This is a genomic window from Mesorhizobium terrae (assembly GCF_008727715.1).
Lineage (GTDB): Bacteria > Pseudomonadota > Alphaproteobacteria > Rhizobiales > Rhizobiaceae > Mesorhizobium > Mesorhizobium terrae.
The window spans coordinates 96791-122724 of sequence record NZ_CP044218.1 but is presented as its reverse complement, the minus strand read 5'-3'; the positions used below and the strand labels follow the sequence as shown (position 1 = coordinate 122724).

Here is a 25934-nt window from a genome sequence, read left to right as displayed (position 1 = left end):
GACGAAGCGGGTCCGCCGCCACCGGCTAACCACCGGAGCGGCGGACACTTTCCTGAAACAGCTCTTCAAGAACCGACAGTAATCGGCGTGGCCCGGAATGACGTCGCACGCCCGCTCGACGGGTGAACGACGTATTGCGTCCGTGCCGTCCTCCAAAACGACATGAGGATCAAGACCATGAACATGATGATGAAGGGAGCGCTTTCCGCCACAGTGCGGAAGGACGAGCGAAAACTGTCGATGCGGGCGGTTCGGGAGGCGCAGAACAGCATCGACCTGACGCTGTCGAACGTAAAGGGCCACAGCGATGGCCTCGTCGTGATGGACGCCATCGAACGCCTGGCGAAGGATGGGCCGAACGAGGTGGCGCATGACAAGCGCCCGCATGCCCTCGTGCAATTCCTGGCCGCCTTCAAAAATCCCTTCATCATGGTGTTGATGGTGCTCGCCGCCATCAGCGCCTTCACTGACATCTGGCTGCCCCTTCAGGCGGGCGAAGATGCCGACCCGACCAAGGTCACCATCATCCTGGTCATGGTTCTTCTCAGCGGGGTGATGCGTTTCGTTCAGGAGTACCGGTCCGGAAAAGCGGCCGAGGCTCTAAAAGCCATGGTGCGCACGACGGCGACGGTGCTGCGCCGCGCATCTGCTGGAGCCAGGCCGGAAACGATCGAGATTCCCATGCGCGAGCTTGTCGCCGGGGATATCGTGCGGCTTTCGGCCGGCGACATGATCCCGGCCGATATACGGCTGATCGAGTCGCGCGACCTGTTTGTCAGCCAGGCGTCGCTCACCGGTGAAGCCATTCCCGTCGAGAAATACGACACGCTTGGCGCCGTGGCCGAGAAGTCCGCTGCCGGTATCGCGACCGAACAGATGGACATGCTGGATGTGCCCAACATCTGCTTCATGGGTACGAATGTGGTCAGCGGAACGGCTACCGCCATTGTCGTCGCCACCGGTGCGCGGACCTATTTCGGGTCGCTCGCGAAATCCATTGTCGGCACGCGGGCACAAACCTCGTTCGACCGCGGCATCAACAGCGTCAGCTGGCTGCTCATCCGTTTCATGCTGGTGATGGTGCCGATCGTCTTCCTGATCAACGGCGTGATGAAGGGCGATTGGGTGGAGGCGCTTCTGTTCGGTCTGGCGGTTGCGGTCGGCCTGACGCCGGAAATGCTGCCGATGATCGTCTCCTCCAATCTGGCCAAGGGCGCGGTCGCAATGGCACGGCGCAAGGTCGTGGTGAAACGTCTCAACGCCATCCAGAACTTTGGCGCCATGGACGTTCTGTGCACCGACAAGACGGGCACGCTCACCCAGGACAAGATCATCCTTGAACATCATGTCGATGTTCGCGGCGCTCGTGACGACGCCGTCCTGCAACTGGCCTGGCTGAACAGCCATCACCAGAGCGGCGTCAGGAACCTGATGGATCAGGCTGTGGTGCGCTTCGCCGAACAGGCGCCCAAGCCTTTCCACTTGGCGCAGACCTACAGCAAGGTCGACGAACTGCCATTCGATTTCGTGCGCCGCCGCCTCTCCGTCGTCGTCGAAGGCGTCTCCGGCGAACATCTGCTCGTCTGCAAGGGGGCCGTCGAAGAGATGCTGGCCATCTCCACCAAGGTTTCCAAGGGAGGTGGGACGCGGGACCTGGACGACGCCGAACGCAACCGGCTTATGGCGATGGCGCGTGCCTACAACGCGGATGGTTTCCGTGTGCTGGTCGTCGCCACGCGCGAGTTTCCGGGCGTCCACTCCAAGGCCCGTTATGGCATCTCCGATGAGAAGGAGCTTGTCGTTCAAGGCTTCCTCACCTTCCTCGATCCACCAAAGGAGACCGCCGGGCCGGCGATCGCGGCACTTGCCGAGCATGGCGTGACGATCAAGGTGCTGACCGGCGACAATGAGGTGGTCACCACCAAGATCTGCCGCGAGGTCGGTTTGGAACCCGGCCAGCCTGTCCTTGGCCGCGAGATCGAAGCGATGGACGAACAGGCATTGCAGCGGCTAGTCGAGGAAAGGACGATTTTCGCCAAGCTGACGCCGTTGCAGAAGTCGCGTGTGTTGAAGGCGCTTCAGGCCAATGGCCATACGGTCGGCTTCCTCGGCGACGGTATCAACGATGCGCCGGCACTGCGTGACGCCGACGTCGGCATCTCTGTCGACAGCGGTACCGACATCGCCAAGGAGTCTGCCGACATCATCCTGCTCGAGAAGAGCCTGATGGTGCTGGAGGAGGGGGTGGTTAAGGGACGCGAAACCTTCGGCAACATCATCAAGTACCTGAACATGACCGCCAGTTCGAACTTCGGCAATGTGTTCTCGGTGCTGGTGGCGAGTGCCTTCATCCCGTTCCTGCCGATGTTGGCCATCCATCTGCTCATCCAGAACCTGATGTATGATATCTCGCAGCTCTCGCTGCCATGGGACCGGATGGATAAGGAGTTTCTGAAGAAGCCCCGCAAATGGGACGCCAAGAACATCGGGCGCTTCATGATCTGGATCGGGCCGACCTCGTCGATCTTCGACATGACGACTTTCGCACTGATGTGGTTCGTCTTCGGCGCGAGCAAGCCGGAATTGCAGTCGCTGTTCCAGTCGGGTTGGTTCATTGAAGGCCTTCTGTCGCAGACGCTGGTGGTCCACATGCTGCGTACTCAGAGGATCCCGTTCATTCAAAGCACGGCCGCACTTCCGGTCATGCTGATGACCGGGCTGGTCTGCGTGCTTGGCATCTACATTCCGTTTTCGCCTCTGGGCGCGATGGTGGGGCTGCAGCCACTGCCTTGGCAGTACTTCCCGTGGTTGGTCGCCACACTGCTCAGCTACTGCGTCGTGGCCCAGACCATGAAGACGATCTACATCCGTCGTTTCGGACAGTGGTTCTGAGACCAAGGCTACGGCAGATGACGGGGTTCGGGCGGCTTTGGCTGCCCGAACCTGCTTTAGCAAGACCGGACTGCCGGCAAGACCGGACTGCCGGCAACACCGGACTCATTCCTGGAATTTGACGGCGTTGCCGATGCTTCCCTTGAGCTCAGCCGCCGGACGGAGGTCAATCATGTTCATCGACGCTCTTGCGCTGCTCTTTGCTGCCGACCATTCCCGCCGCAACCCGAAGCGCAGGCGAGGCAATCGAACGCCAACACGGTATCTGGAACGGCGGAAGCCGCTTGGTCTTGGCAGCGAGTTTGCTCGACGCATTGACGATGAACTGAACCGCGGGCTGTGCTGGGCGTTCGCCGCATCGGGCACGACGCTGTTCAAGATCGCGGCCCGCCTTGCGAGAAACGGCATCCTCACGCGTCGGCAATCGTTGCGTCTCATGTGCTGGTCGACGCGCCTTCACCGCATCGCGATCATGCTGTTGCGGCGCAAGGACTGGTGATCGAAACTGGTCACGCGGGGCATATGCCGCCGGCTGTCATCTTTCCGTAGACCGGACCCGGTATGCGCTGCTTGAGCCATCGAGATTGCTTCCATGAAATTTCAGCAGACATTTGAATTCTACCCCTTTCTGGACACGGTCGTGGCGCTCGTCGCCGCCTTTGTGCTCGGCACGCTGATTGGGGCCGAGCGCCAGTATCGCCAGCGCACGGCCGGACTGCGTACCAATGTTCTTGTGGCGGTTGGCGCCGCCGCCTTTGTCGACCTCGGACTGAGGGTGGCTGGATCGGCGGAGGCCGTGCGGGTCATCTCCTATGTCGTCTCTGGCATCGGCTTCCTCGGCGCCGGCGTTATCATGAAAGAGGGCATGAATGTGCGTGGCCTCAACACCGCGGCAACGTTGTGGTGCTCGGCCGCCGTCGGCTGTTGCGCGGGAACCAGCATGATCGCGGAAGCGACGCTTCTCACGGCATTCGTTCTTGCCGGAAACACGCTGCTCAGGCCGCTCGTCAACATGATCAACCGCATCCCGATCGATGACCGCGCGACGGAGGCGACCTACGAAGTCAGCATCATCTCGAGCCACGAGGCGATGCCTCAGATGCGGGACCTTCTGGTCGAGCGCCTTGAACAGGCCAACTATCCGGTCAGCGACGTCGAGATCGTCGAGCGTGGCGACGATACGGTCGAAATCGTGGCGACCCTCGTTTCCACCGCCGTCGATCCGCACGAGATCGAAGCCGTCACCACCTTCCTCGAACGGCAGGCCGGTGTCACAAACGCCACTTGGGACGGCAGCACCAAGGATTGAGGACAGGGTGGTTTTTCGGGGCTCGTGTATCGTGGTGAATGCATGAAAGACGCCGCTGGCCAGGGATGGATGCTGTGTATAATGCGCCGGCTTGCCAATGATGAGCGCGATGAAGATCAGGCAGAAAATCCCGTTCCGTCACGACCAATTGTTCGTCATCGTGCTGTTGCTCGTGGCGATGGCGGCCATCTTCGTGGCCGACACGGTGACCGACTACGCGATCGCGGCCGCCGTCTTCTACACGGCGGTCATTCTGGTCGCCACCCGCATGCTGCCGCGTCGCACGGTCGTGGCGCTCGCCTGCACCTGCGTTGCCCTGACGCTGCTGAGCTTCGCGCTCACCCATTCCGGCCTCTATGAGGTCGGTCTCGTCAACACCGGCATCAGTATCGTGGCGATCGGGGTCACCACCTATCTGTCCTTGAAGCTGGTGACGGCGGAGGCCGCCGCGCATGATAGCCGCGAGCGCCTGCTGCGCATGGCGCGCGTCACCAGTCTTGGCGAGCTCACCGCCTCGATCGCGCATGAGGTGAACCAGCCGCTGGCGGCGGTCGTGACCAGCGCGGGTGCCTGCAAGCGCTGGCTGGCCCAGGATCCGCCCAGCATCCAGAACGCCCAGCGCGCAGTGGATAGGATCGTGGAGGAGGCAAACCGCGCCAGCGCGGTAATCGCGCGGGTGCGCGGCATTGCCAGCGGCAAGGCACCGCAGAAGGACAACTTCGATTTCAACGATCTGGTGCGCGAGATCGTGGCGCTGGCGCACGACCAGATCGACAGTCACGACATCTGGCTAAGACTTTACCTGCAGCAGGGGCTGCCGATGGCGGTCGCCGATCGGGTGCAGGTTGGGCAGGTCGTTGGCAATCTGGTGCTCAACGCGATCGAGGCGATCGCGGTCTCGGCCAACGGGGCCAAGGAGCTGGAGATCACGTCGGAGATCGAGAATCGCGACAGGATCCGTTTCTCGGTGGCCGACAGCGGTATCGGCTTGCGCCCCGGGGAGGCCGAGCATCTCTTCGATGCTTTCTGGACGACCAAGAAGGACGGCATCGGTCTCGGCCTCACCATTAGTCGCACGATCATCGAGGCGAATGGCGGACGGATATGGGCTGAAGCCAATGACGACGGTGGCGCGGTTTTCCTGTTCAGCCTGCCAGCCGCGAAGAAGGAAACGGAATGAGCGCAAGAGTGCCCGACGCAGCGATAGCGCAGCCGATCGTCTACATCGTCGACGATGATCGCTCGGTTCGCGAATCCCTGGAAGATCTTCTTGCGTCGATCGCGCTGCGAACCCGGTCCTTCGCCTCGGTGCAGGAGTTCCTCGGTTCAGAGTTGGCCGACGCGCCCGGATGCCTCGTTCTTGATGTCAGAATGCCGGGGCAGAGCGGCATGGATTTCCTTGGGCATATGGCGCAGCAGGGCATGCATCTTCCGACCGTGATGATCACGGGCCACGGCGACATCGCCATGGGTGTCAAAGCCATGAAGGACGGCGCGATCGAATTCCTGACCAAGCCGTTCCGCGATCAGGACCTGCTCGACGCCATTCACCACGGCATCGAGATCGACCGCGGCCGGCGCCAGCAGGCGGCGGCTGCGTCCGAGCTGCGCCAGCGCTGGGAGACGCTTACGCCGGGCGAACAGGACGTGGCGCGACAGGTGGTGGAGGGGCTTCTCAACAAGCAGATCGCCGCTGATCTGGGCATCAGCGAAATCACGGTCAAGGTGCGCCGCGGTCACCTGATGCGAAAGATGGGGGTCAGGACGCTCGCGGAACTGGTCAGGCTGTTCGATCGAATCCACGGAACAGCGCGTTGAAACAGTGCCGGTCCAAACGAATGGCGACCTGACGGGACCGGCTTACCATCGAGTGGTTGGATCGGGCGTCGGGATGGCGTCGAGCAGCTCGCGGGTATAGGCGTGTTGGGGCCGCTCGAACAGTTCGGTCGTCGCCGCGTCCTCGACGATTTCACCGGAGCTCAGCACGATCACCCGGCTGCAAAGGCGGCGGATGACGGAGAGATCGTGGCTGATGAAGGCGAGCGTCAGCCCAAGAGCCTTCACCAGTTCTTCCAACAGCATCAACACCTGCGCCTGCGACGACACGTCGAGGCCTGACACGATCTCGTCGGCCAGGATGAAGTCGGGCCGCATCGCGATGGCGCGCGCTATGCCGACGCGCTGGCGCTGGCCGCCAGACAGTTCATGCGGGTAGCGCCGGGCGAAATGGGCAGGCAGTCCGACCTGCTCAAGCGCCTCCGCGACACGCTTGTCGCCGGCCTTCGCGCGCAGGGGCGCGGCAATGATGCGGCCGATCGTCAGTCGTGGGTTGAGCGACGACATCGGGTCCTGGAAGATCATCTGGATGCGCGGCCTGATCGGCCTGAGTTCGGCGTCGGACAATTGACTGATGTCGCGTCCATCGAACCGCAGTTGGCCGCTGCTTGGTTCGGCCAGCCGCACCAGCGTGCGCCCAAGCGTCGTCTTGCCGGAGCCCGAACCGCCGACAATGCCGAGGATCGCCCCGCGCGGAATGTCGAAGGTTAGCCCCTTCAGGATTTCCAGCCTGGGTGCCGGACCGAACAGCGGTTTGCGTGTCATGTCGGCGACATCGACGCGAAGATCCGAAATCTCGAAGATATTGTCAGGCATGGGCGCTCCTCGACGAGCGCCACGTCGCGTCGCTTGCCGCGACTTCGGCAGCGACCACATCGAGCACGCCGGGCGGTACCGGTGTCAGCGACGAGGAGGGATCGGTATGGCGAGGCGTCGCCGCAAGCAATGCGGAAGAATAGGGGTGTTGCGGAGCGGCGAAGAAACGCTCGGTTGTGGTGTCCTCCACCACCTTGCCGGCATAGAGCACCGAAAGCGTGTCGCATGTCTTGGCGACGACGCCGAGGTCGTGGGTAACGAAAAGCAGGGCCGTGCCGTGGCGCACCTGCAACTCGCCGATCAGCTTGAGAATCTGCTTCTGCACGGTCACGTCCAGCGCCGTCGTCGGTTCGTCGGCGATGATCAGCTTCGGTTCGGCGGCAAAGGCGGAAGCGATCAGGATGCGCTGGCGCATGCCGCCCGACAGTTCGTGCGGGTAGAGGCGCATGGTGCGCTCTGGCTCGGGAATCCGCACTTCCGCCAGCATTTCCAAGGCGCGGTTCGTGGCATCTGCCCTGGTCCAGCCAAGGATATCGACCAGTCGGTCGGTGATCTGCGGGCCGATGCGCCGGACCGGGTTGAGCGCCGTCAACGGGTCCTGCGGGATCAGCGCCGCCTTGGCACCGATCAGCCGCCGCCGTTCGGCCGGAGAAACCTTCTGCAGATCCTGTCCATCCAGCAGAATCTCGCCCTCGATGATCTCGACAGCCTTGGGCAAAATGCCAAGCACCGCCTTGCCGATCATGCTCTTGCCGGCGCCGCTTTCGCCCACCAGACCGCGCACGGTCGCGGCGGGCAATGCGATGTCGACCGAGCGGAGCAGTCGTTGCTCGGTGCCGCGCAGGCGGGCGGAAAGTCCGCGTATCTCCAGGAAAGTGCTCATCGCAGCACCGGGTCGAAGCGCTCGCGCAGGCCTTCGCCGAGTTGCGCGAACGAAAGCACCGTCAGGAACAGCGCGATCAGCGGGAACACCAGCACCCACCACGCCTGGTAGATACTGGTGCGGCCCTCGGCGATCATGCCACCCCAGGTCGGCTGGTCGGTGGAGATCGACAGGTTGACGAAGGACAGGATCGCTTCGACGATGACGGCGATGCCCATTTCCAGGGTCAGCAGCGCCACGATGGTCGGCAGCACGTTGGGCAGGATCTCGGCGACCAGTGTCCGTAGCCTGGTGAAGCCCGCCACCTTGGCGCTGTGCACATAATCCATCTTCGACTGGTTCAGCGTTTCGGCCCGCACCACCCGGCAGAACCGTGTCCAGTCGATGATGACGATGGCGAGGATGACCGAGGTCAGGCCAGTGCCCAGCACGGCAATCAGGAGAATGGCGAACAGAACCGGTGGAAATGCCATCCAGATGTCGACCAGCCGGCTGATCACCCGATCGGCCCAGCCGCGATAGAAGCCGGCGAGGAGGCCGAGCGCGGAACCGATCAGGCAGGTGACCGTACCGGCCACCAGGGCGACGATGAGTGCAACACGCGCGCCATGGATGATGCGCGACAGCACATCGCGACCAAGGCTGTCGGTGCCTAACCAGAAGCCCGGCTCGGCACCGGACATCCAGGCCGGCGGCAGGCGACCCAGCATCAGGTCCTGCGCCAGCGGGTCATGTGGACTGATCAGCGGTGCGAATATGGCCGCAAGCACGAACAGTGTCAGCCACGTGCCGGAGAGCCAGAGCCTTGCGCCGGTGCGCCGGCGTACCGAACCGCGACCGTCAAGCATGGCGCAGCTTCGGGTTCAGAAAAGCGTATGTCATGTCCACGGCGAGGTTGATGAAGGTGAACAAAATGGCGAACAGAATGACGATGCCCTGGATCAGCGGCAGGTCGCGGTTGATGACCGCGTCGATCGCCATGTTGCCCAATCCCTCATAGGAAAACAGCCGCTCGATGATAACGGTGCCGCCGATGAGGAAGGTGAATTGCACGCCGACCAGTGTTAGCGTTGGCAGGATCGAGTTCGGCAGGGCTTCCGACAGGATCACCTTTGTTTCCGAGTAACCCTTGGTGCGGGCAAGCACGGAATAGTCGAGATTGACGGTTTCCTTGAGCGATTGCTTGAGCAATTGCGAGATGATCGCCGCCAGCGGCAGCGCCAGTGCCAGTGCCGGCATGAACATGTGGCCGAGCAGGTCCGCAGTGATGTCGAAGCGCAAACGCAAGATGCTCTCGAACAGGTAGAATTGGCTGGTAAAGGGCAGCTCCAGTCTGGGCGAGACTCGGCCCGAAATCTGGAAGATCGGCCACAACACGCCGAACAGCAGGATCAGCGCCAGCCCCCACAGGAAGTCGGGCACGGACAGGCCGATGCCGTTGGCGACATCGATGCCGACCTCCGCCTTGCGGCCGCGCAGGCGCGTGCCGACGATCGCCAGTGTCCCTCCGATGACCACTGCGATAACGAGTGCCATGAGCGACAGTTCGAGTGTCGCCGGCAACCGGTCGAGCACCAGCGACAACACCGGCTGGCGTGTCGAGATCGAAGTGCCGAAATCGCCATGCAGCACGTTACCAAGCCATATGGCGAATTGCTCGATGATGGATTTGTCGAGACCGTAGAGTGTCTTCAATCGGTCGATATCGGCTTCGGACGCGCCGGGCGGCAGCATCATGGCGATGGGGTTGCCGGGCACCACGCGGATGACGACAAAAACGATCACCGCCACGCCGAACAGGGTGATCAGCGTGGTCAAGAGCCGGGAGAGGGTAACGCGAACGAGCATCATGATTGGATTGTGCTGCTGGCCGCGCGGAAGCCCGGCCAGCAGTGTTCCACGCTCAGGCGCGGCGGATGAGATGCGGCAGCAGCGCGCCGGACTTGTGCGGCGTCACCACCAGGCCGTCGCGGTGGACGATGGGCTGCGCGAATTGCAGAAGCGGCAGCACCAGCCCTTCCTCGGCGATGTAGCGGTCGACATCCTTCCAGCCCTGGATGCGCTTGGCCTCGTCCTTCTCGCCCCACAGCGGTCCGATGCGATCGCTCAGCGCCTGGCCATGCCAGCCCGAGTGCGGGCTCTTGTTGAACATGGCGAAGCCGGTCGAGGTGGTCGGGTCGCCGACGGAGTTGCCCCAATTATAGAAGGCGGCAGGTGCCAGCTTGTGGGCGGCCCGCAGCTCGTAGTGCTGGGCGATCTCGTAAACCTCGATCTCCGCCTCGATACCGACCTTGCGCCACATGCCGACGATCGCCTGGATCATCTCGTAGTCTTTCGGCTTGAAGCCGCGCGTTGTCTGGATCTTGAACTTGACCGGCTTTTCCGGCGAATAGCCGGAGGCGGCCAGCAATTTCTTGGCCAGTTCGGCATCGTGCGTGACCTTGATCGAGGCATCGTAGGCCGCATATTCCGGCGTATCGAGCGTTGCCAGCGGCACGCCGTAGCCACGCAGCAGGCGGTCGATCAGAAGCTGCTTGTCGACGGCGTGGATGGCGGCAAGGCGCACATTCTTGTCCAGCATCGGATCGACATCGGAAATGAAGATCATAGCGATGTCGGACACCGTCTCGCAGGAGCCCTTGAGCTTGCCGGCAATCAGCCGGTCATACTCCTCGTAAGGGATTTCCAGCGTGACGTCGGAATTGCCGGATTCGATCTCGGCGACGCGGCTGGCGGCGTCGGTGACGAATTTGATGGTGACGGTGTCGAAGTCCGGCTTGCCGTTCCAGTAGTTGGGATTGGCCTTCAATCGCACAAAGGCGTTGCGTTCATAGCGCTCGACCATATAGGGGCCGGTGCCGATCGGCTTCTGCTCGAAACCGGCGGCGCCGACCTTTTCATAATAGGCCTTGGGAAGCACGTAGCCGGTCAGGAACGACATCCATTTGAAGATGGTCGGGTCGAACCGCAGCACATCGGCCTCGATCCGGTTGCCATTGACCTTGAAGTTCCCGACAGTCGACCAGACGAACTGGATCGGATTTCCCGTTTCGGCTTTGCCGGCCCGTTCCAGCGACCAGGCGACGTCTTCAGCGGTGAAGGGACTGCCATCATGCCATTTGACGCCTTCGCGCACGGTCAGGAAGATTTTCGTGCGGTCTTCGTTCCAGCCCCATTCGGTGATCAGGCCCGGCGCGAAGCTGAGATCCGGCTTCTGGTGAATGAACATGTCGAAGACGGACTGGTAGAAACCCTGGATCGTCGGGTTCACCGCCGATGGGCCGACCGTCGGGTCCCACGAGGGCAGGTTGACGTTGTAGGCGATGGTCAGTTCGTCCTTGCCCGCGGCAAACACTTTGCCAGGCAGCGTCAGGCTCGCCGCTGCTACGCCAGCGCCGGCCAATTTAAGCAGGGTGCGTCGATTTGGATGTCCGTTCATGTTTGTGTTCCCCATTGTTTTGATCGTTGTGACGTGAGGCGGTCGATGCCGCGCAACTAGAGTGCTGCGGTGGCTTCGATCTCGATGAGAAATTCCGGCATTGCGAGTGTCTGGACGCCAATCAAGGTGTTGGCTGCCGGCGCGGCGTCGCCAAAGAAGGCTGCGATCTCGGCCGTGATCGGGCCGAGTTTGTCGGGCGTATGGTTGACGACATAGGTCCTCAGCCGAACGACATCGGCGGGCATGGCGCCCACTTCCGCCAGCACGGCCTTGAGATTGGCCAGCGCCTGGCGTGCCTGCGTGGCAAGATCGCCAGGGCCGACGAGCTCGCCGGCGCTGTTCCAGGCGACTTGGCCGGCCAAATGCAGGGTGCGTCCGCTGTTCTGCTCCACGGCATGAGAGAAGCCGAACGGCAGCGATTGATACATGCTGTCCGGGTTGATTGCCTTGCGCTTCATATTGTTCCTCCTGCCTCTTGAACCCGCCTCAAACAGCGGGCCTTTTTGTTGCTAGTCGCCGTCAGCCGCCGGCCAGCTGTTTGGCGAGAAGGAAACCCGAACCCGCGCCGACGCCGGCGCCGGGCCAGGTTGCCGCGCCCGCCAGGTGGAAATTACGCACCGGCGTGCTCCAGTCGGCAAAGCCGGGAGCCGGGCGGAAAAGGAAATTCTGCGCGAGATGATGGCTACCGCAGATCTGGTCGCCGCCGACCAGATTGGCATTGCCGCGTTCGAGATCCAGCGGGCTCATGACTGTACGTTTGATAATCTTTGCCGAGAGCCCAGGTGCATAGCGCTCGATGATCGAGATCGCCCGGTCGGCGTAGGCTTCCCGCACCGTTTCCCAGTCGCGGTCCGTGATGATGCCCGCGGCATCGCCCTTGATCTCGGCCGGCACGACGCGCGTCTGCAGCCACAGAACGTGTTTTCCGTCCGGTGCGCGGCTGGGGTCGATCGCCGTCGGCTGCCCAACCACGACCACCGGCTCCGCGGGTAGAAGCCCGGCCTGCGCTTCCTGATAGGCTCGCGCCATCACGTCGAGCGAAGGTGCGACATGCACATAGGCGAAACGTTGTAGCGCCGGGTCCGCCCAGTCCGGCAGCGAGTCCACCGCTAGGTGGATCATCATCGTGCCGGGTGCATGCCGGAATTCACGCACTTTGCGATCGAAACGGGCATTGCCGGACCCTTGTGGCAGCAGCCCGGCCAGGGCGCGCGGCGAAATGGTTGCGACGACGGCGCGGCTGGCCTCGATGCGGCGCCCGTCAGCCAGGACCACGCCGACGGCGCGGCCGCCTTCGACCACCAATTGCTCGACGCGGGCGTTGCATTCGATGGTGCCGCCATGCGTCTCGACCATGGCGGCGAGCGCCTTGACGATGGTGTCCGCTCCGCCCTTGCCCAGCACCATGCCGAAGTTCTGGTTGGCCATGCCTTCGAGGTAGGGGAAGACGGCGCCGCCGGCGATATCGGGAGCAAAATCCAGATGCATGCCCCAGGCGCCCAGCAACGCCTTGACCTCGGAACTCTCGAAAGTCTCGTCCAACCAGGCTCGTGGGGAGGACAGCAGGAAGCGCCCCAGATCGAGCGTGCCCGAAAGTCCGTCCCGTCGCAGCAGCGTGAACAGGATACGTGCAAGTGCACGCTTTTTCATGGGCGCGCCGAGAATGGAGAACAGTCGCTCGGCGCGTGCCGGAAACGCCTTGATCAGACCTTCCCAGGTCTCGGCGTCGCGCGTCGAAAAGGCCCGGATACGCGCCGTGGTAGCGGCAGGGTCGGTGGAGACGCCGAGCCAGCGGCCATCGGGAAAGACCGAGGCGAAACAATCCTGCACAGGGGCGAATTCCAGTCCCAGCCGGGTCAGTTCCGCGCCATAGGTCCGGTTGAAGGCCGAGCCCGCGAACAGGCTGAGGTTCATCGCCGCGAGGTCATGGCGAAAGCCAGGCTCGGTCAGTTCGAGCGTCTTGACTGCGCCTCCCGGGAGATCGGCTGCTTCGAACAGACCAACCTTCCAGCCGCGCTTGGCGAGATGAGCGGCACAGGCAAGTGCGTTGTGCCCCGCGCCAATGAGAATGGCGTCATATTTGGTCATGAATTAGTTCACCCTTAAAACAATATTTGCATATGCAAGTAATCTCGTCCAGCCTGATTTTCGGGAAAAACCGGTGGACCGGGATTGCCGGGCGGGTGGCCGACAAGATCCGGAAAGGCGTGGTCTGGCGAAAGCGACCGAGCTTGGCCATCGGTTCTCGGCGGATCTCCCCGAAGAAGGAGATCCGTTTTAACAAGGAGGTGCCGTTCGCCGGGGAAAACCGTTCGCTACTGCCCGCAAGCAAGGTGATATTGGGGCGACCTTTGCCGGCCCGATTTGGCCGCGAGTTATCGGCCTGCTGGCCGTGAGAGGTAGTCGCGGTGACGTCCTACGGCCGCAGGAAGCGGCGTACGAGGCTTGAAGGGGAGCCCGATCAGTTCGTCAACTGGCGGTGTTTCTCGGCGGCCACGGCCGCATTGCCACGCAGGTTGATCGACAGCCAGATGTTCGGGTTCTGCTGCGACTGGCGCTTGACGAAATAATAGCCCGTCGCATCCCACGGCCGCACGACGTCGGCGAGGTTGTCGAGAACGAATTCGCCCCGGTCCGTCTTTACCGTGAGAATGGTGTGACCTTCTCCGTTCAGGTCGTGCACGATCGTCATCAGCAGCGCCTGGCGCGGAAATCCAGCGTCGAGAAGCAGCTTGCGCTTGAAGAGCGCGTAGATCTTGCAATCGCCCTTGCCGTCGACGGGGTAATCCCAGTGATCCAGTCGCGTGCCCCAATGTTCGAGATTGCCCTCTGGGACGATAAATCCGTTCACCTGCCGGTTGATGCGATCGAGCTCGTTCCAGGTTTCGCGCGTCAGCTTCAGGCTCTTCGCCGGCAGGGACGGAACCTTGCACTCTTCCGGTCGCCGCCCGCAGAAATCCATCCAGCCATAGGGAACACTGGTTTTGCCGCCGGTGGCGGCGAAGCTCGCAGAGCCGACGACCATGCTGCGGGCCGACGCCGTCTGGAAGTCTTTCACGTATCGATCGAAGGATAGAATATAGGCGTCCTTGCCGCCTTGCGATCCGACAGGCCCGGCGCTCGTTGACGTAACTCCGCCAAGCAGCGCCAAAAAGGCGCCAACCACAAACCCACGCAACATCACCGTCACCGCCACGCAACGACACCATTGTCAGCCTTAGCTAACGCGATGATGGCGGCCCGGGTCAACTAAATGTTTAATAAAAGGTTAACGATAGGCGTCCCTATGAAGATAGGCTGCGCAACGATCATGTTACCGCAGCCTACCGAGCATCCGATGCGTCGCGGCGCAGCCCCTAGATATCCAGATTGGCGACGCTCAGCGCGTTCTCCTGGATGAACTCGCGGCGCGGCTCTACCTCGTCGCCCATCAGTCGGGCGAACAGCGAGTCCGCGTCGGTCGCGTCGGTGACCTTGACCTGCAGCAGCGAGCGGACGTTCGGATCGAGCGTCGTTTCCCAAAGCTGCTCGGCATTCATTTCGCCAAGACCTTTGTAGCGCTGCATGGTCAGCCCCTTCCTGCCGGCCGCGAAGACGGCGTCGAGCAGGGCGAGCGGGCCGGCTATCGCCTCCGAGGCCTCGCGGCGGCGCAGCAGCGGCGGCTCGGCATAGACCTCCGCGAGGCGGGTGGCGTAACGGTCGAGCTGGCGCGCATCGGCCGAATTGATCAGCCCCATGTCGAGTTGCACCACCTCGCGCACGCCACGCACGGTGCGCTCGAACAGATAACCGCCCAGCTCGTCATTGGAGGTGGCGGTACGGCCTAGCCAGCCGCGCTCGGTGTCCTCGGCGATTGCGTCAAGGCGCTTGGCGATCGTCTCGGCCATCGCGTTGGCGCGGCCAAGATCGTTGAACACAGCCGGGTTGAGGCCGCCGGCGATCGCCGTCTGCTCCACGGCGGCACGGTTGTAGCGTGTATGCAGTCCGTTGATCAGCTGGCGCACGCCAAGCGCATCGGTAACAGCGGAAGCGAGGTCTTGGCCGGTGCGCACTTCGCCCGACGACAGGGTGAGCGAGGCGTCTTCGAGGCCGGAGGAAATCAGGAAGTCCTCGAAAGCGCTTTCGTTCTTGATGTATTGCGAGCTCTTGCCACGGCTCACCTTATAGAGCGGAGGCTGCGCGATATAGAGATGGCCGCGCTCGATCAGTTCCGGCATCTGCCGGAAGAAGAAGGTGAGCAGCAGGGTACGGATGTGGGCGCCGTCGACGTCGGCGTCCGACATGATGATGATCTTGTGGTAGCGCAGCTTGTCGGCGTTGAATTCGTCCTTGCCGATCGAGGTGCCGAGCGCGGTGATCAGCGTGCCGATCATGTCCGACGACAGCATCCGGTCGAAGCGGGCGCGCTCCACGTTCAGGATCTTGCCGCGCAGCGGCAGGATCGCCTGGTTCTGGCGCGAGCGACCGCTCTTGGCCGATCCGCCCGCCGAGTCACCCTCGACGATGAAGATTTCGGATTTGGCCGGGTCGCGCTCTTGGCAGTCCGCCAGTTTGCCGGGCAGCGAGGTGATGTCGAGCACGCCCTTGCGGCGGGTGAGCTCGCGCGCCTTGCGTGCGGCCTCGCGCGCGGCGGCGGCTTCCACCACCTTGCCGATCAGCGTCTTGGCATCGGAAGGATGTTCTTCCAGCCATGTGCCGAGCGCTTCGTTGACCAGGCTTTCCACCACCGGCCGCACTTCCGACGACACCAGCTTGTCCTTGGTCTGCGAGGAGAATTTCGGGTCCGGCACTTTCACCGACAGAACGGCGGTAAGTCCTTCGCGGCAGTCGTCGCCGGTCAGCGTCACCTTTTCCTTCTTGGTCAGGCCGGACGTATCGGCATAGCCGGTGACTTGCCTGGTCAAGGCTCCGCGGAAACCGGCCAGATGGGTGCCGCCGTCGCGCTGCGGGATGTTGTTGGTGAAAGCCAGCACGTTCTCGTGGTAGCTGTCGTTCCACCACATGGCGACTTCCACCGTGATGCCGTCGCGTTCGTTCCTGATGGCGATCGGCTTCTCGATCAGCGGCTTCTTGGAACGATCGAGATATTTGACGAACTCTTCCAGGCCGCCTTCATAATGCAGTTCCTGGATCTTGACGTCGGCATGGCGCTTGTCGGCCAGGATAATGCGCACGCCCGAATTCAGGAAGGCCAGTTCGCGCAGCCGGTGTTCCAGTGTACCGTAATCGAACTCGGTCACGCCCTTGAACGTGTCGGAGGAGGGCAGGAAGGTGATTTCCGAACCGTTGCGGCCTTCATAGGTGCCGGCGACCATTTCCTGCTGATAGGTACCCGTCACCTTCAGCGGTGCATCGGCATCGCCATGGGTGAAGCTCATTTCGTGGATCTTGCCATCGCGGCGGACCTTGATGCGCAGCCACACCGACAACGCATTGACCACCGAAACGCCGACGCCGTGCAGGCCACCGGATACCTTGTAGGAGTTCTGGTCGAACTTACCGCCGGCATGCAGCTGGGTCATGATGACCTCGGCCGCCGAAACGCCTTCGGTGGGGTGCAGGTCGGTTGGAATGCCGCGACCATTGTCGATCACGGTGCAGGAGCCGTCGGGATTGAGCGTCACCGTCACCAGGTCGGCATGGCCGGCAAGCGCCTCGTCGATGGCGTTGTCCACCACCTCATAGACCATGTGGTGCAGGCCCGAACCGTCGTCGGTGTCGCCGATATACATGCCAGGCCGCTTGCGCACGGCGTCCAGGCCCTTGAGAACCTTGATGGAATCGGCGCCATACTCGGCGCTGCCGCCGTTGGCGTTTTCGCTCTGATCGCTCATGAAAACCTGTTTGTTCGATACCGTTCTTGAAGGCGCAGGAAGCGCCCGAATCGTGCTCGTCCCGAATAGAGAGATATAGGAGCAAAAGGCGGTTTTTCCAAGGTTTGCCGGGCCTTTGGGCGGGGAAAACATCGGTATCGGCCGAGGTCGGGATCGAAGCCGCAGCCGCGCTCGTCGATCGGCCGCATGGACGCCGCTTTCCGGGCTCACTACATTGAATACAGCAGCGGAAGACCTTGATGGACACAAAGCCCGCCCCCTTCGTTCCGCCGGCGCCGAAGCCGCGCACCGTGCCGCCTTCGACGTTGGAGATGATGCGCATCGTCTACCGCAATCCGCTGGAGCTGTGGGGCGAGCCTTCCTACAACGAGCCGTGGATTTCGGTGAACGGCATCGGCGGGCCGCTGGTCGTCGCCAACGACCCGGCCTTGATCCGCCACGTGCTGGTCGACAATGCCAGAAACTACAAGATGGCGACGGTGCGCCAGAAGATCCTGCGCCCCATCCTGCGCGATGGCCTGCTCACCGCGGAGGGCGAGGTGTGGAAGCGTTCGCGCAAGGCGATGGCACCGGTGTTCACGCCGCGCCACATATTCGGCTTCGCCGCGCCGATGCTGAAACGCACGGTCGAGTTCGTCGAGCGCTATCAGGACGGTGTGGTCAGCGATATCGCTCACGACATGACCATGCTGACCTACGACATCCTGGCCGAGACGCTGTTTTCCGGCGAGATCGCCGGCGAGCCGGGCAGCTTCGCCAAGGAGATCGACCGGCTGTTCGAGACGATGGGCAGGGTCGACCCACTCGACCTTCTGCGCGCGCCGGACTGGCTGCCGCGCCTGACCCGCATCCGCGGCCGCAAGGCGCTGGCCTACTTCCGCAACATCGTCACCAACACCGTCGCCATGCGTGAACAGCGCCTGAAACGCGACCCGGACGGCGCGCCGCAAGATTTTCTCACACTGCTGCTCAAGGCGGAGGGGCCGGACGGGCTGACCCGCGCCGAGGTCGAGGACAACATCATCACCTTCATCGGCGCCGGCCACGAGACCACCGCAAGGGCCTTGGGCTGGACGCTTTATTGCCTAGCCGAGGCGCCGTGGGAGCGCGAGCCGGTCGAGGCCGAGATCGATGCCGTGCTGGCGCATGAGCCGGATCCGACCAAATGGCTGGACCTGATGCCGTTGACCCGTGCCGTCTTCGAGGAGGCGCTCAGGCTCTATCCGCCGGCGCCGTCGATCAACCGCGAGCCGATCGAACCGGAAACCTTCAACGGGCTTTACATCCCGCCGCGCGCCGCCGTTCTGGTCATGCCCTGGGTGGTGCACCGCCATCGCAAACTATGGGACAGGCCGGACGCCTTCCTGCCGGAGCGCTTCCATCCCGCCAACCGCGACCGCATCGACCGTTTCCAGTATCTGCCCTTCGGCGCCGGTCCGCGCGTCTGCATCGGCGCCTCCTTCGCCATGCAGGAGGCGATCATCGCTCTCGCCATCCTGCTCTCGCGTTTCCGCTTCGACACCGTGGCCGAGACGAAACCATGGCCGGTGCAGAAGTTGACCACGCAACCGCAGGGCGGTCTGCCAATGCGAGTGACAAGGCGATGAGCGCTGCCGGCGCGGCTGTTCTGGTGCATGTCACCGGGCGCGTGCAGGGTGTCGGTTTTCGCTACTGGACTTTGGAAGAGGCCGTGCGGCTCGGCATCAAGGGCTGGGTGCGCAACGAGCCCGACGGTTCGGTCCGAGCTCTGATCGTCGGCTCCGACGAAGCGGTGGCCGCAATGCTGGACGCGTTTCGGCGGGGGCCGCCCGGCGCTGAGGTCGGAAATATCGAGGCGGCGCCGGCTGATCTGCCCAGCCGGCCGGTGGATTTCAAGATCACCCATTGACCGGATGAACCAATCCGCCGTCTAGCGCATCGTGCTTACCGAAAATCGATTCCGATTTTCGGTAAGCACGATGCGCAAATTCAAAGTGTTAGAGCGTCCTTTGCGCGTCCGAACGGACGCGCGGCGCTCTGATGCGCTCAAGGCTTCGGGAACGGCTCGACCGTGCCTTTGAGCTTGATGGTGATCGGCTGACCGAAACGGTCCTTGGATTTGCCGGCCGGGGCGCGGATCCAGCCTTCGCTGACGCAATATTCGCTGACATCCTCGCGTTCGCGACCGTTGAACAGGATGCCGACGCCACGCTCCAGCACTTCCGCGTCGAAATAGGGGCTGCGCGGGTCGTTGCTCAGCCTGTCGGGAAAGGTCATAGGGTTCTCCAATGGCACAAGGTGCGTGCGCGAAGGCGCGGACGCGCAAGGTCAAATTTGGAAAGCGCTGTTAAGGGCATTTGCCATCAGGGTAAAGACCTGGGGCTAGTCACGCCCTTGAAAGATGTTCTCGACATGCACCGGCCAGCGCCAGGGCAGTACGGCGACCATGTCGAAACGGATGGAGAGCTTGCCGAAATCCGGCTGGCGCGACAGCCACAGATCGGCGGCACCCTCTATCCGGCGCTCGGAACCGCTCGAAACCGCCTCCATAGCCTCGGTTAGTGTCCGCCGTGCCTTGACCTCGACGATCAACACCAGATCGCCACGCCGAGCGATCAGGTCGATCTCGCCGAGTTTTGTGCGATGGCGGCGCGCGAGGATGCGATAGCCTTTGAGCATCAGCGCCGCTGCCGCCAGCCACTCCCCGCGATGGCCGCGGCGGTAGGATTTGCGTCGTTTCGCGGTCGTGGCGTCAGCCACCGCCGGCGTCCTTCAATTCCAGCAGCCGGCGATACAGGGCTTGTTTCTGGCCGCCCGTCATCTTCGCGGCCTCGGCCGCCGCCTTCGAGGTGGGCATTTCCGCGCTCAGCGACAAAAGCAGCCGGTCGATATCCGCCGGCCCCTCGGTCCGTTGCAGCGGCGGACCGACGCAGATGACGATCTCGCCTTTCGGCGTGTCGGCCTCGGCATAATGTGCGGCAAGCGCGCCGAGCGTGCCCGGCCGCATCTCCTCGAACGTCTTGGTCAGTTCCCGCCCGATCGCGGCGGGACGTGCGGCGCCCAAAACCTTCGCCATGGCGCCAAGTGTTTCCGCCAGCCGGCGCGGCGATTCGAAGAAGATCAGCGTCGCCGGCACCGCCAGCAGTTCCTCGAGCCGCGTCTGCCGCTGCCCGGCCTTGGACGGCAGGAAACCGGCGAACAGGAAGGTGTCGGATGGCAGGCCGGAGGCGGTTAGCGCTGCCAGCGGAGCCGACGGTCCGGGGATCGGCACGACGCGGATGCCGCGCTCGATCGCTTCTCCCACCAGCCGATAGCCGGGATCGGACACCAGCGGGGTGCCGGCGTCCGAAATCAGCGCGACGCTTTGTCCGCCTTCGAGCGCGGCGATCAGTTTCGGCCCGGCCTCGGCGGCATTGTGTTCGTGATAGGCGGTGGTGCGGCGGCGTATGCCGTAGCGTTCGAGCAACACGCGCGAAACGCGTGTGTCCTCGCAAGCGACAAGGTCGGCGGCTGCCAGTGTTTCCAGGGCACGCAGCGTGATGTCGGCAAGATTGCCGATCGGCGTCGCCACCAGGTACAGCGCGGGCTGCAACGGCCGGACGGCAATTTCCGTCTGCCCGATCACATAAGTTCTTTTTGCCGCATCGGCGCTCATCGTGCCCTCCGTTGGCCCTGTTTGGCACGGCACGCCTTGCGTTGCAAAAGCGCTGTCATTGCCATGCCTTTGCCACAGTGAGGCAGGACACAGACAGCGGCGGATTTGCGGGTGATTCTCGGAAGGTATGATGCAGCACCTTCGCACTCAGGACGTTGCCGGACCCGGCTGCGGGACGCCCTCTGCATTCCTGATTGGCCGGCTGGAAACGGCGCCGCCTTGTGTCCGACGAGGTTGATGCGTCCCCAACATCCCCCTTTTTGACGGAGCAGTGATCCCACGATGGCCAATCGCTTCGATATTTGCATAACCAGGCTGGAAACCCGCGCGGCCCGCGAGGCGTTGCCGTCACATCCGATAGGCGACCAGAACCGCGCCCGTCGCGATAAGGACGACGCCAAGCCAGTTCGTGGCGGAGAGGCGCTCGCCCAGAAACGCGGCGCCAAAGACAGCCACAAGCACCACGCTTAACTTGTCGACCGGCGCGACCTGCGCCGCCTGCCCAAGCTTCAGAGCGCGGAAGTAGCACAGCCAGGAAGCGCCCGTCGCCAGTCCCGACAGGACGAGGAAAGCATAGGTCCTGGTCGAAATCGAGCCGAGTGCCTGCGCCTGGCCCGTGGCCATGACGATGGCCGCCAGCACCAGGAGAATAACGACGGTGCGAATGAGGGTGGCGAAGTCGGAATTGATGTTCTCGATGCCGACCTTGGCGAAGATCGCCGTCAGCGCGGCGAAGGCCGCTGACGACAGCGCCCAGAATTGCCAGGAAGAGAGAGCGGAATTCATCGGGCTGGCTCCTGGAGCGATTTGCGGGAGGGTTTGCCGATGCTGACCGCATCCGAAGCACTAGCGCAAGAGACACAATGGAAAAGCGGCGGCGGCGCTATCTGGCGAGATCGGCCACCACCGCGTCCAGCACGATCATGCCGGCCGGTGTGGCGCGCAGCCGCGAATTGCCGATGGATGCGACCAGCCCTTCTTCCTGCAGGATCGACAGGCGGGCAGAGGGCAGGGCGCGACCTGAATATTGCTCGTAGCGGGCAAGGTCGATGCCTTCGGCAAGCCTCAGCCCCATCAGCAGGAACTCGTCGGCTTCTTCCGAACGGGTCAGCACCTCGCCGCCGGTCACGCCATGCCCCTTGGCTTCGACGAGGTTGAGCCAGGTTTCCGGCACCTTTTCCGCCACCGTCACCACCCGTGTGCCCTTCTCGACGAAACGGCCATGGGCGCCGGGGCCGACGCCGACATATTCGCCATAGCGCCAGTAGGTCAGATTGTGCCGGCTCTCCGCGCCCGGGCGGGCGTGGTTGGAAATCTCGTAGGCTGGCAAGCCATGGGCGGCTGTGATCTCCTGCGTCAACTGATAAAGGTCGGCGGCGTGTTCGCCGTTGGGGATTTCGAATTTCTTCGCCGCATGCAGCGCGTAGAACGGCGTGCCTTCCTCGATGGTGAGCTGGTAAAGCGACAAGTGGTCGGCGGCATAGCCGATTGCCTCTTTCAGCTCCGCCGCCCAGGCTTCCGGTGTCTGGCCGGGACGGGCATAAATCAGGTCGAAGGAAAGCCGCGGGAAGATTTCGCGGGCGAGCCCGATCGCATGCAGGGCCTCGTCCACATTGTGCAGCCGGCCGAGGAACTTCAGGTCGCGGTCGTTCAACGCCTGCACGCCCAGCGAAACGCGGTTGACGCCCGCCGCGCGATAGCCGCGAAAACGCTCGGCCTCGACGGATGAGGGGTTGGCCTCCAGCGTCACCTCGATGCCGCCTGGAACAGTCCAGTTCCTGGCGACGGCATCCAGCACCGCGCCGACGGTTTCCGGCTTCATCAGCGAAGGCGTACCGCCGCCGAGGAAGATCGAGGTCACTTCGCGCGGGCCGGTGCGTTCGCGCATCGTCGCCAATTCCTGCTGGAAGGCGCTGGCGAAACGTTCCTGGTCCACCGGTTGGTGGCGGACATGGCTGTTGAAGTCGCAATAGGGGCACTTCGCCGCGCAGAACGGCCAGTGGATGTAGACGCCGAAGCCGGGCGACCGATCAAGCAGCATCAGGCCGAGCCCAGCCTTGCTCGCGCGAATTTCTGGAAGGCCCGGGCGCGATGCGAAAGCGCGTCCGGCTGGCCGGGTTTCCAGCCATGCTTCTGTTCTGCCGTCATCTCGCCGAAAGTCTGGTCATAGCCCTCTGGACGGAACACCGGGTCGTAGCCGAAGCCTTTTTCGCCGCGCGGCGGCCACACCAGGGTGCCGTGGGCCTCGCCGCGGTAATATTCGGCCTGGCCGTCGGGGAAGGCAAGGCAGATGACGGCGACGAAACGCCCCTTGCGCTGTGCCGCTTCGCCGGCACCCACTTTCTGCAGTGCATCCTCGGTCTTCTGCATCGCCATGCCGAAATCGCGGCTGCCGTCGGGCTTTTCCGCCCAGTTGGCGGTGTAGACGCCGGGCGCGCCGTCGAGCGCGTCGACGCACAGGCCGGAATCGTCCGACAGCGCCGGCAGGCCGGTCGCCTGGGCGGCGGCGAAGGCCTTGATATAGGCGTTTTCCTCAAACGTCGTGCCGGTCTCGTCGGGTTCCGGCAAGCCGTATTCCTTGGCGGACTTCGCCTCGAAGCCGAATGGACCCATCAGGTCGGCGAATTCCTTAAGCTTGCCGGCATTGTGGCTGGCAACGACGATCTTCTTTCCATCGAGCGAATGCATCTAAAGCTTCCAGATTTTCGGTTCGGCGAATTCCAGCGAATTACCGGAAGGGTCGCGCAGATAGATGGAGCGGCCGCCCTGCGGCCATTCGAACTCGGCCTCGATGGCCACGCCATGCGATGCCAGACGTGTCTTCCAGCGGTCCAGTTCCTCAGGCGTCGCCGAGAAGCACAGATGACCCGGGCCGACGGTGCCATGCGGCGGCACCGGCAGGCGGGCATCGGGCGCCGGCGTATGTCTGGTCGCTTCCGCGTTGAACAGCAGAAGCACGCCTTGGCCGCAGCGGAAAAACACATGGCGGCCTGCCACCTTGCCGATCTGCTCCAGGCCGAGAATGTCGGCATAGAACGTTTCCGCCGCCTCCAGATCGGTGACGTAGAGCGCGGATTCAAGGATGGCGGCAGGCTGCATGGCTCGCCTCAAGCCACCGCCATCTGCTGCAGCGACACAAGGCGGCCAATGCCTTTCTTGGCCAATCCCATCAGTGCCGCGAACTGCTCCTCGGAAAAGGGCTCGCCCTCGGCAGTGCCCTGGATTTCGACGATGCCGCCCTTGCCGGTCATGACAAAATTGGCGTCGGTGCCGGCCGACGAGTCTTCCAGATAGTCGAGGTCGATGACCGGCTGGCCGTCATGGATGCCGCAAGAGATCGCCGCGACATGGTCCTTCAACACCTTGTCCAGCTTCACCATCTGCCGCGCTTCCATCCAGCGCAGGCAGTCATACAGCGCTACCCAACCGCCGGTGATCGAAGCGGTGCGGGTGCCGCCGTCGGCCTGGATGACGTCGCAATCGACGGTGATCTGTACTTCGCCGAGCGCCTGTAAATCGACCACGGCGCGCAGCGAGCGGCCGATCAGGCGCTGGATTTCCAGCGTACGGCCGCCTTGCTTGCCGGCCGAGGCTTCGCGGCGCATGCGTTCGCCCGTCGAGCGCGGCAGCATGCCGTATTCCGCCGTCACCCAGCCCTTGCCGGAATTGCGCATCCAGCCCGGCACCTTCTCTTCCAGGCTCGCCGTGCACAGCACATGTGTGTCGCCGAACTTCACCAGGCAGGAGCCTTCGGCGTGTTTGGAAACGCCGCGCTCGAAGGAGATGGCGCGCATTTCGTCTGGCTGGCGTTTGGAGGGGCGCATGGAACGTCTTTCTTCTTGTTTCTTGTGGTTTGGGGACTCGTGGCCGGCTTGTAACTGCAATAGGGGGCGAGGCGCAAAGGAAAACGGGTTGCTTGCGCGGCCCCGGCTCCGATCTATATCGTAAGTCCCGGAGGTCCTATTGCCGATGACCAAGCCGATCGTCGACCCGACATTGCAATCGCCTGCGTTCCAGTCGCTCGACATCCGTTCGCGCGACATATTTCGCCGTATCGTCGATTCCTACCTGAGGGACGGCGAGCCGGTCGGCTCGCGCTCGCTGTCGCGCATCCTGCCGTCGTCGCTGTCGCCGGCCACCATCCGCAACGTGATGAGCGATCTCGAGCATCTCGGCCTCATCTATGCGCCGCATGTCTCGGCCGGGCGTCTGCCGACGCAGGCCGGCCTGCGCTTCTTCGTCGACGCTCTCCTGGAGTTTGGCGATCTGACCGACGAGGAACGTCGCAGCATCGAGACGCAGGTGAAGGCTGGCGGCAACGGCATGTCGCTCGAACACATGCTGACCGAGGCGAGCCAGATGCTGTCGGGTGTTTCGCGTGGCGCCGGGCTGGTGCTCACCGCGAAGAACGAGGCGGCGCTCAAGCACATCGAGTTCATCCAACTGGAGCCGGGCCGGGCGCTGGCGGTGCTGGTCTCGCAAGGCGGCGATGTCGAGAACCGTGTCATCGACCTGCCGGCCGGCACGACGCTGTCGCAATTGCACGAGGCGTCCAACTTCCTCAACGCGCATATCCGCGGCCGGACACTCGCCGAGGCGCGCGGCGAGATCGCGCGCCTGAAGGAGGAAACCCGCGCCGCCCTCGACACGCTGTCGCAGGATCTGGTCGAAAAAGGGCTCGCCGTCTGGGCCGGCACCGAAAGCGGCCTGCCGGCGCGCCTGATCGTGCGCGGCCGCGCCAATCTGCTCGAAAACGTCACCGCCCAGGCCGACATCGAGCTTCTGAAACATTTGTTCGAAGACCTCGAAACCAAGGACGGGCTGATCCAGCTGCTTGATCTGGCGGAAGAGGGCTCCGGGGTCCGCATATTCATCGGTTCCGAGAACAAGCTGTTCTCGCTGTCGGGCTCGTCGCTGGTCGTGGCGCCCTATCGCGACAAGGATGCCCGCATCGTCGGCGCACTGGGCGTCATCGGCCCCACACGGCTGAACTATGCGCGCATCGTTCCGATGGTCGACTATACGGCGCAGCTGATTTCGCGCATGCTGCGCTGAGACAGTCGCCGCCAGCCAAGGAGGGAACGCCATGGCGTTGGAAGAAATCCAGGCTCGCATCAGCCTGCTTCTGCAGGAAATGGTCAACCAGCCGGAAGACGAGCACGAAGTGCAGGAACAGCTGCGCGAAAAGCTGTCGGAACTGCGCGCGCTTGGCCTGCCGCTGCCGGACGATCTCGTCGAGCTGGAAAAACAGCTCGATGCCGGCTTCGTGATGAAGACCTGACCCACAAGCC

At 63.2% G+C, this 25934-nt stretch carries 26 protein-coding genes; 9 read left to right on the top strand and 17 right to left on the bottom strand.

Going from position 1 to position 25934, the window contains the following annotated elements:
- Window positions 1-177 precede the first annotated feature (177 nt).
- The 5 genes from mgtA (at window position 178) to FZF13_RS02055 (ending at window position 6019) form a co-directional block, all read left to right on the top strand.
- The gene (gene mgtA / locus FZF13_RS02075) at window positions 178-2892 is read left to right on the top strand and encodes a magnesium-translocating P-type ATPase (protein ID WP_024926467.1); all 2715 of its coding nucleotides are present in this window, start codon (window positions 178-180) and stop codon (window positions 2890-2892) included.
- A 172-nt stretch (window positions 2893-3064) separates the two neighbouring features.
- Window positions 3065-3391 (top strand): hypothetical protein, encoded by a 327-nt coding sequence (locus tag FZF13_RS02070; protein ID WP_024926468.1) that lies wholly within the window; start codon window positions 3065-3067, stop codon window positions 3389-3391.
- 93 nt (window positions 3392-3484) lie between these two features.
- Entirely contained in the window at window positions 3485-4201 is a 717-nt protein-coding gene (locus FZF13_RS02065; protein ID WP_024926469.1) for an MgtC/SapB family protein, read from the top strand.
- Window positions 4202-4310: 109 nt separating this feature from the next.
- Window positions 4311-5381, top strand: coding sequence for a sensor histidine kinase (locus FZF13_RS02060; RefSeq protein ID WP_204367424.1), 1071 nt, complete (start codon window positions 4311-4313; stop codon window positions 5379-5381).
- Window positions 5378-6019, top strand: a complete 642-nt coding sequence (locus FZF13_RS02055; RefSeq protein WP_024926471.1) for a response regulator transcription factor — start codon at window positions 5378-5380, stop codon at window positions 6017-6019. The genes FZF13_RS02060 and FZF13_RS02055 overlap by 4 nt, the downstream gene beginning before the upstream one ends.
- 42 nt (window positions 6020-6061) lie before the next feature.
- Here the strand turns inward: FZF13_RS02055 and FZF13_RS02050 are convergent, their stop codons facing one another.
- From FZF13_RS02050 to gyrB, 9 genes are all read right to left on the bottom strand, one after another.
- A complete protein-coding gene (locus FZF13_RS02050; protein WP_024926472.1) occupies window positions 6062-6853 on the bottom strand; it encodes an ATP-binding cassette domain-containing protein in 792 nt (263 codons plus the stop codon).
- Window positions 6846-7736: an ABC transporter ATP-binding protein gene (locus tag FZF13_RS02045; RefSeq protein WP_024926473.1), complete on the bottom strand. Its 891-nt coding sequence runs from the start codon at window positions 7734-7736 to the stop codon at window positions 6846-6848. Before FZF13_RS02045 ends, FZF13_RS02050 begins: the two co-directional genes overlap by 8 nt.
- On the bottom strand, window positions 7733-8584 hold the full coding sequence (locus tag FZF13_RS02040) for an ABC transporter permease (protein WP_024926474.1): 852 nt from the start codon (window positions 8582-8584) through the stop codon (window positions 7733-7735). Before FZF13_RS02040 ends, FZF13_RS02045 begins: the two co-directional genes overlap by 4 nt.
- Entirely contained in the window at window positions 8577-9587 is a 1011-nt protein-coding gene (locus tag FZF13_RS02035; protein ID WP_373426393.1) for an ABC transporter permease, read from the bottom strand. The genes FZF13_RS02040 and FZF13_RS02035 overlap by 8 nt, the downstream gene beginning before the upstream one ends.
- A gap of 52 nt (window positions 9588-9639) precedes the next feature.
- On the bottom strand, window positions 9640-11175 hold the full coding sequence (locus tag FZF13_RS02030) for an ABC transporter substrate-binding protein (protein ID WP_024926476.1): 1536 nt from the start codon (window positions 11173-11175) through the stop codon (window positions 9640-9642).
- A 56-nt stretch (window positions 11176-11231) separates the two neighbouring features.
- A complete protein-coding gene (locus tag FZF13_RS02025) occupies window positions 11232-11633 on the bottom strand; it encodes a RidA family protein (protein ID WP_024926477.1) in 402 nt (133 codons plus the stop codon).
- A 61-nt stretch (window positions 11634-11694) separates the two neighbouring features.
- Window positions 11695-13263, bottom strand: coding sequence for a phytoene desaturase family protein (locus tag FZF13_RS02020; protein ID WP_024926478.1), 1569 nt, complete (start codon window positions 13261-13263; stop codon window positions 11695-11697).
- A 373-nt stretch (window positions 13264-13636) separates the two neighbouring features.
- Window positions 13637-14356: a transglutaminase-like cysteine peptidase gene (locus tag FZF13_RS02015; RefSeq protein ID WP_024927551.1), complete on the bottom strand. Its 720-nt coding sequence runs from the start codon at window positions 14354-14356 to the stop codon at window positions 13637-13639.
- Window positions 14357-14531: 175 nt separating this feature from the next.
- The gene (gyrB, locus tag FZF13_RS02010; RefSeq protein ID WP_024926481.1) at window positions 14532-17009 is read right to left on the bottom strand and encodes a DNA topoisomerase (ATP-hydrolyzing) subunit B; all 2478 of its coding nucleotides are present in this window, start codon (window positions 17007-17009) and stop codon (window positions 14532-14534) included.
- A 239-nt stretch (window positions 17010-17248) separates the two neighbouring features.
- Here gyrB and FZF13_RS02005 point away from each other — a divergent pair, with 239 nt between their 5' ends.
- Together FZF13_RS02005 and FZF13_RS02000 are read left to right on the top strand one after the other, a co-directional pair.
- On the top strand, window positions 17249-18616 hold the full coding sequence (locus FZF13_RS02005; protein WP_024926482.1) for a cytochrome P450: 1368 nt from the start codon (window positions 17249-17251) through the stop codon (window positions 18614-18616).
- Complete coding sequence (locus tag FZF13_RS02000; RefSeq protein ID WP_024926483.1) at window positions 18613-18897, top strand: acylphosphatase; 285 nt, start codon at window positions 18613-18615, stop codon at window positions 18895-18897. Before FZF13_RS02005 ends, FZF13_RS02000 begins: the two co-directional genes overlap by 4 nt.
- 137 nt (window positions 18898-19034) lie before the next feature.
- Here FZF13_RS02000 and FZF13_RS01995 read toward each other — a convergent pair whose 3' ends face one another.
- The 8 genes from FZF13_RS01995 to rph all read right to left on the bottom strand — a co-directional run bounded on the left by FZF13_RS01995 (window position 19035) and on the right by rph (window position 24467).
- Window positions 19035-19265, bottom strand: a complete 231-nt coding sequence (locus FZF13_RS01995) for a DUF3297 family protein (RefSeq protein ID WP_024926484.1) — start codon at window positions 19263-19265, stop codon at window positions 19035-19037.
- Between the two features lie 105 nt (window positions 19266-19370).
- The gene (locus tag FZF13_RS01990) at window positions 19371-19748 is read right to left on the bottom strand and encodes a YraN family protein (protein ID WP_024926485.1); all 378 of its coding nucleotides are present in this window, start codon (window positions 19746-19748) and stop codon (window positions 19371-19373) included.
- The gene (gene rsmI, locus FZF13_RS01985; RefSeq protein ID WP_024926486.1) at window positions 19741-20643 is read right to left on the bottom strand and encodes a 16S rRNA (cytidine(1402)-2'-O)-methyltransferase; all 903 of its coding nucleotides are present in this window, start codon (window positions 20641-20643) and stop codon (window positions 19741-19743) included. The genes FZF13_RS01990 and rsmI overlap by 8 nt, the downstream gene beginning before the upstream one ends.
- Before the next feature lie 348 nt (window positions 20644-20991).
- Window positions 20992-21429: an EamA family transporter gene (locus FZF13_RS01980; protein WP_024926487.1), complete on the bottom strand. Its 438-nt coding sequence runs from the start codon at window positions 21427-21429 to the stop codon at window positions 20992-20994.
- 97 nt (window positions 21430-21526) lie between these two features.
- Entirely contained in the window at window positions 21527-22684 is a 1158-nt protein-coding gene (hemW, locus tag FZF13_RS01975; protein ID WP_024926488.1) for a radical SAM family heme chaperone HemW, read from the bottom strand.
- Window positions 22684-23331: an RdgB/HAM1 family non-canonical purine NTP pyrophosphatase gene (gene rdgB, locus FZF13_RS01970; RefSeq protein WP_024926489.1), complete on the bottom strand. Its 648-nt coding sequence runs from the start codon at window positions 23329-23331 to the stop codon at window positions 22684-22686. The genes hemW and rdgB overlap by 1 nt, the downstream gene beginning before the upstream one ends.
- On the bottom strand, window positions 23332-23742 hold the full coding sequence (locus tag FZF13_RS01965; protein WP_024926490.1) for a VOC family protein: 411 nt from the start codon (window positions 23740-23742) through the stop codon (window positions 23332-23334).
- An 8-nt stretch (window positions 23743-23750) separates the two neighbouring features.
- Entirely contained in the window at window positions 23751-24467 is a 717-nt protein-coding gene (gene rph, locus FZF13_RS01960) for a ribonuclease PH (protein WP_024926491.1), read from the bottom strand.
- A gap of 145 nt (window positions 24468-24612) precedes the next feature.
- Between rph and hrcA the strand changes: the two genes are divergently transcribed.
- A complete protein-coding gene (hrcA, locus tag FZF13_RS01955) occupies window positions 24613-25698 on the top strand; it encodes a heat-inducible transcriptional repressor HrcA (RefSeq protein WP_036255329.1) in 1086 nt (361 codons plus the stop codon).
- Window positions 25699-25729: 31 nt separating this feature from the next.
- Window positions 25730-25924 carry a hypothetical protein gene (locus FZF13_RS01950; protein ID WP_024926493.1) on the top strand — a complete coding sequence of 65 codons (195 nt, stop codon included), beginning with the start codon at window positions 25730-25732 and terminating at the stop codon, window positions 25922-25924.
- The last annotated feature ends 10 nt before the right edge of the window (window positions 25925-25934 follow it).

Bases quoted from the DNA above. Each gene is read 5' to 3' on its own strand.
- hrcA (WP_036255329.1), top strand. From the start codon at position 24,613: ATGACCAAGCCGATCGTCGACCCGACATTGCAATCGCCTGCGTTCCAG.
- FZF13_RS02060 (WP_204367424.1), top strand. From the start codon at position 4,311: ATGAAGATCAGGCAGAAAATCCCGTTCCGTCACGACCAATTGTTCGTC.
- FZF13_RS02070 (WP_024926468.1), top strand. From the start codon at position 3,065: ATGTTCATCGACGCTCTTGCGCTGCTCTTTGCTGCCGACCATTCCCGC.
- rph (WP_024926491.1), bottom strand. From the start codon at position 24,467: ATGCGCCCCTCCAAACGCCAGCCAGACGAAATGCGCGCCATCTCCTTC.
- hemW (WP_024926488.1), bottom strand. From the start codon at position 22,684: ATGCTGCTTGATCGGTCGCCCGGCTTCGGCGTCTACATCCACTGGCCG.
- FZF13_RS02050 (WP_024926472.1), bottom strand. From the start codon at position 6,853: ATGCCTGACAATATCTTCGAGATTTCGGATCTTCGCGTCGATGTCGCC.
- FZF13_RS02030 (WP_024926476.1), bottom strand. From the start codon at position 11,175: ATGAACGGACATCCAAATCGACGCACCCTGCTTAAATTGGCCGGCGCT.
- rsmI (WP_024926486.1), bottom strand. From the start codon at position 20,643: ATGAGCGCCGATGCGGCAAAAAGAACTTATGTGATCGGGCAGACGGAA.
- FZF13_RS01965 (WP_024926490.1), bottom strand. From the start codon at position 23,742: ATGCAGCCTGCCGCCATCCTTGAATCCGCGCTCTACGTCACCGATCTG.
- FZF13_RS02040 (WP_024926474.1), bottom strand. From the start codon at position 8,584: ATGCTTGACGGTCGCGGTTCGGTACGCCGGCGCACCGGCGCAAGGCTC.
- FZF13_RS02055 (WP_024926471.1), top strand. From the start codon at position 5,378: ATGAGCGCAAGAGTGCCCGACGCAGCGATAGCGCAGCCGATCGTCTAC.
- FZF13_RS02000 (WP_024926483.1), top strand. From the start codon at position 18,613: ATGAGCGCTGCCGGCGCGGCTGTTCTGGTGCATGTCACCGGGCGCGTG.
- FZF13_RS02065 (WP_024926469.1), top strand. From the start codon at position 3,485: ATGAAATTTCAGCAGACATTTGAATTCTACCCCTTTCTGGACACGGTC.
- FZF13_RS01995 (WP_024926484.1), bottom strand. From the start codon at position 19,265: ATGACCTTTCCCGACAGGCTGAGCAACGACCCGCGCAGCCCCTATTTC.
- FZF13_RS02025 (WP_024926477.1), bottom strand. From the start codon at position 11,633: ATGAAGCGCAAGGCAATCAACCCGGACAGCATGTATCAATCGCTGCCG.
- FZF13_RS02015 (WP_024927551.1), bottom strand. From the start codon at position 14,356: ATGTTGCGTGGGTTTGTGGTTGGCGCCTTTTTGGCGCTGCTTGGCGGA.
- gyrB (WP_024926481.1), bottom strand. From the start codon at position 17,009: ATGAGCGATCAGAGCGAAAACGCCAACGGCGGCAGCGCCGAGTATGGC.
- FZF13_RS01950 (WP_024926493.1), top strand. From the start codon at position 25,730: ATGGCGTTGGAAGAAATCCAGGCTCGCATCAGCCTGCTTCTGCAGGAA.
- FZF13_RS01980 (WP_024926487.1), bottom strand. From the start codon at position 21,429: ATGAATTCCGCTCTCTCTTCCTGGCAATTCTGGGCGCTGTCGTCAGCG.
- FZF13_RS02045 (WP_024926473.1), bottom strand. From the start codon at position 7,736: ATGAGCACTTTCCTGGAGATACGCGGACTTTCCGCCCGCCTGCGCGGC.
- FZF13_RS02035 (WP_373426393.1), bottom strand. From the start codon at position 9,587: ATGATGCTCGTTCGCGTTACCCTCTCCCGGCTCTTGACCACGCTGATC.
- FZF13_RS02020 (WP_024926478.1), bottom strand. From the start codon at position 13,263: ATGACCAAATATGACGCCATTCTCATTGGCGCGGGGCACAACGCACTT.
- mgtA (WP_024926467.1), top strand. From the start codon at position 178: ATGAACATGATGATGAAGGGAGCGCTTTCCGCCACAGTGCGGAAGGAC.
- rdgB (WP_024926489.1), bottom strand. From the start codon at position 23,331: ATGCATTCGCTCGATGGAAAGAAGATCGTCGTTGCCAGCCACAATGCC.
- FZF13_RS02005 (WP_024926482.1), top strand. From the start codon at position 17,249: ATGGACACAAAGCCCGCCCCCTTCGTTCCGCCGGCGCCGAAGCCGCGC.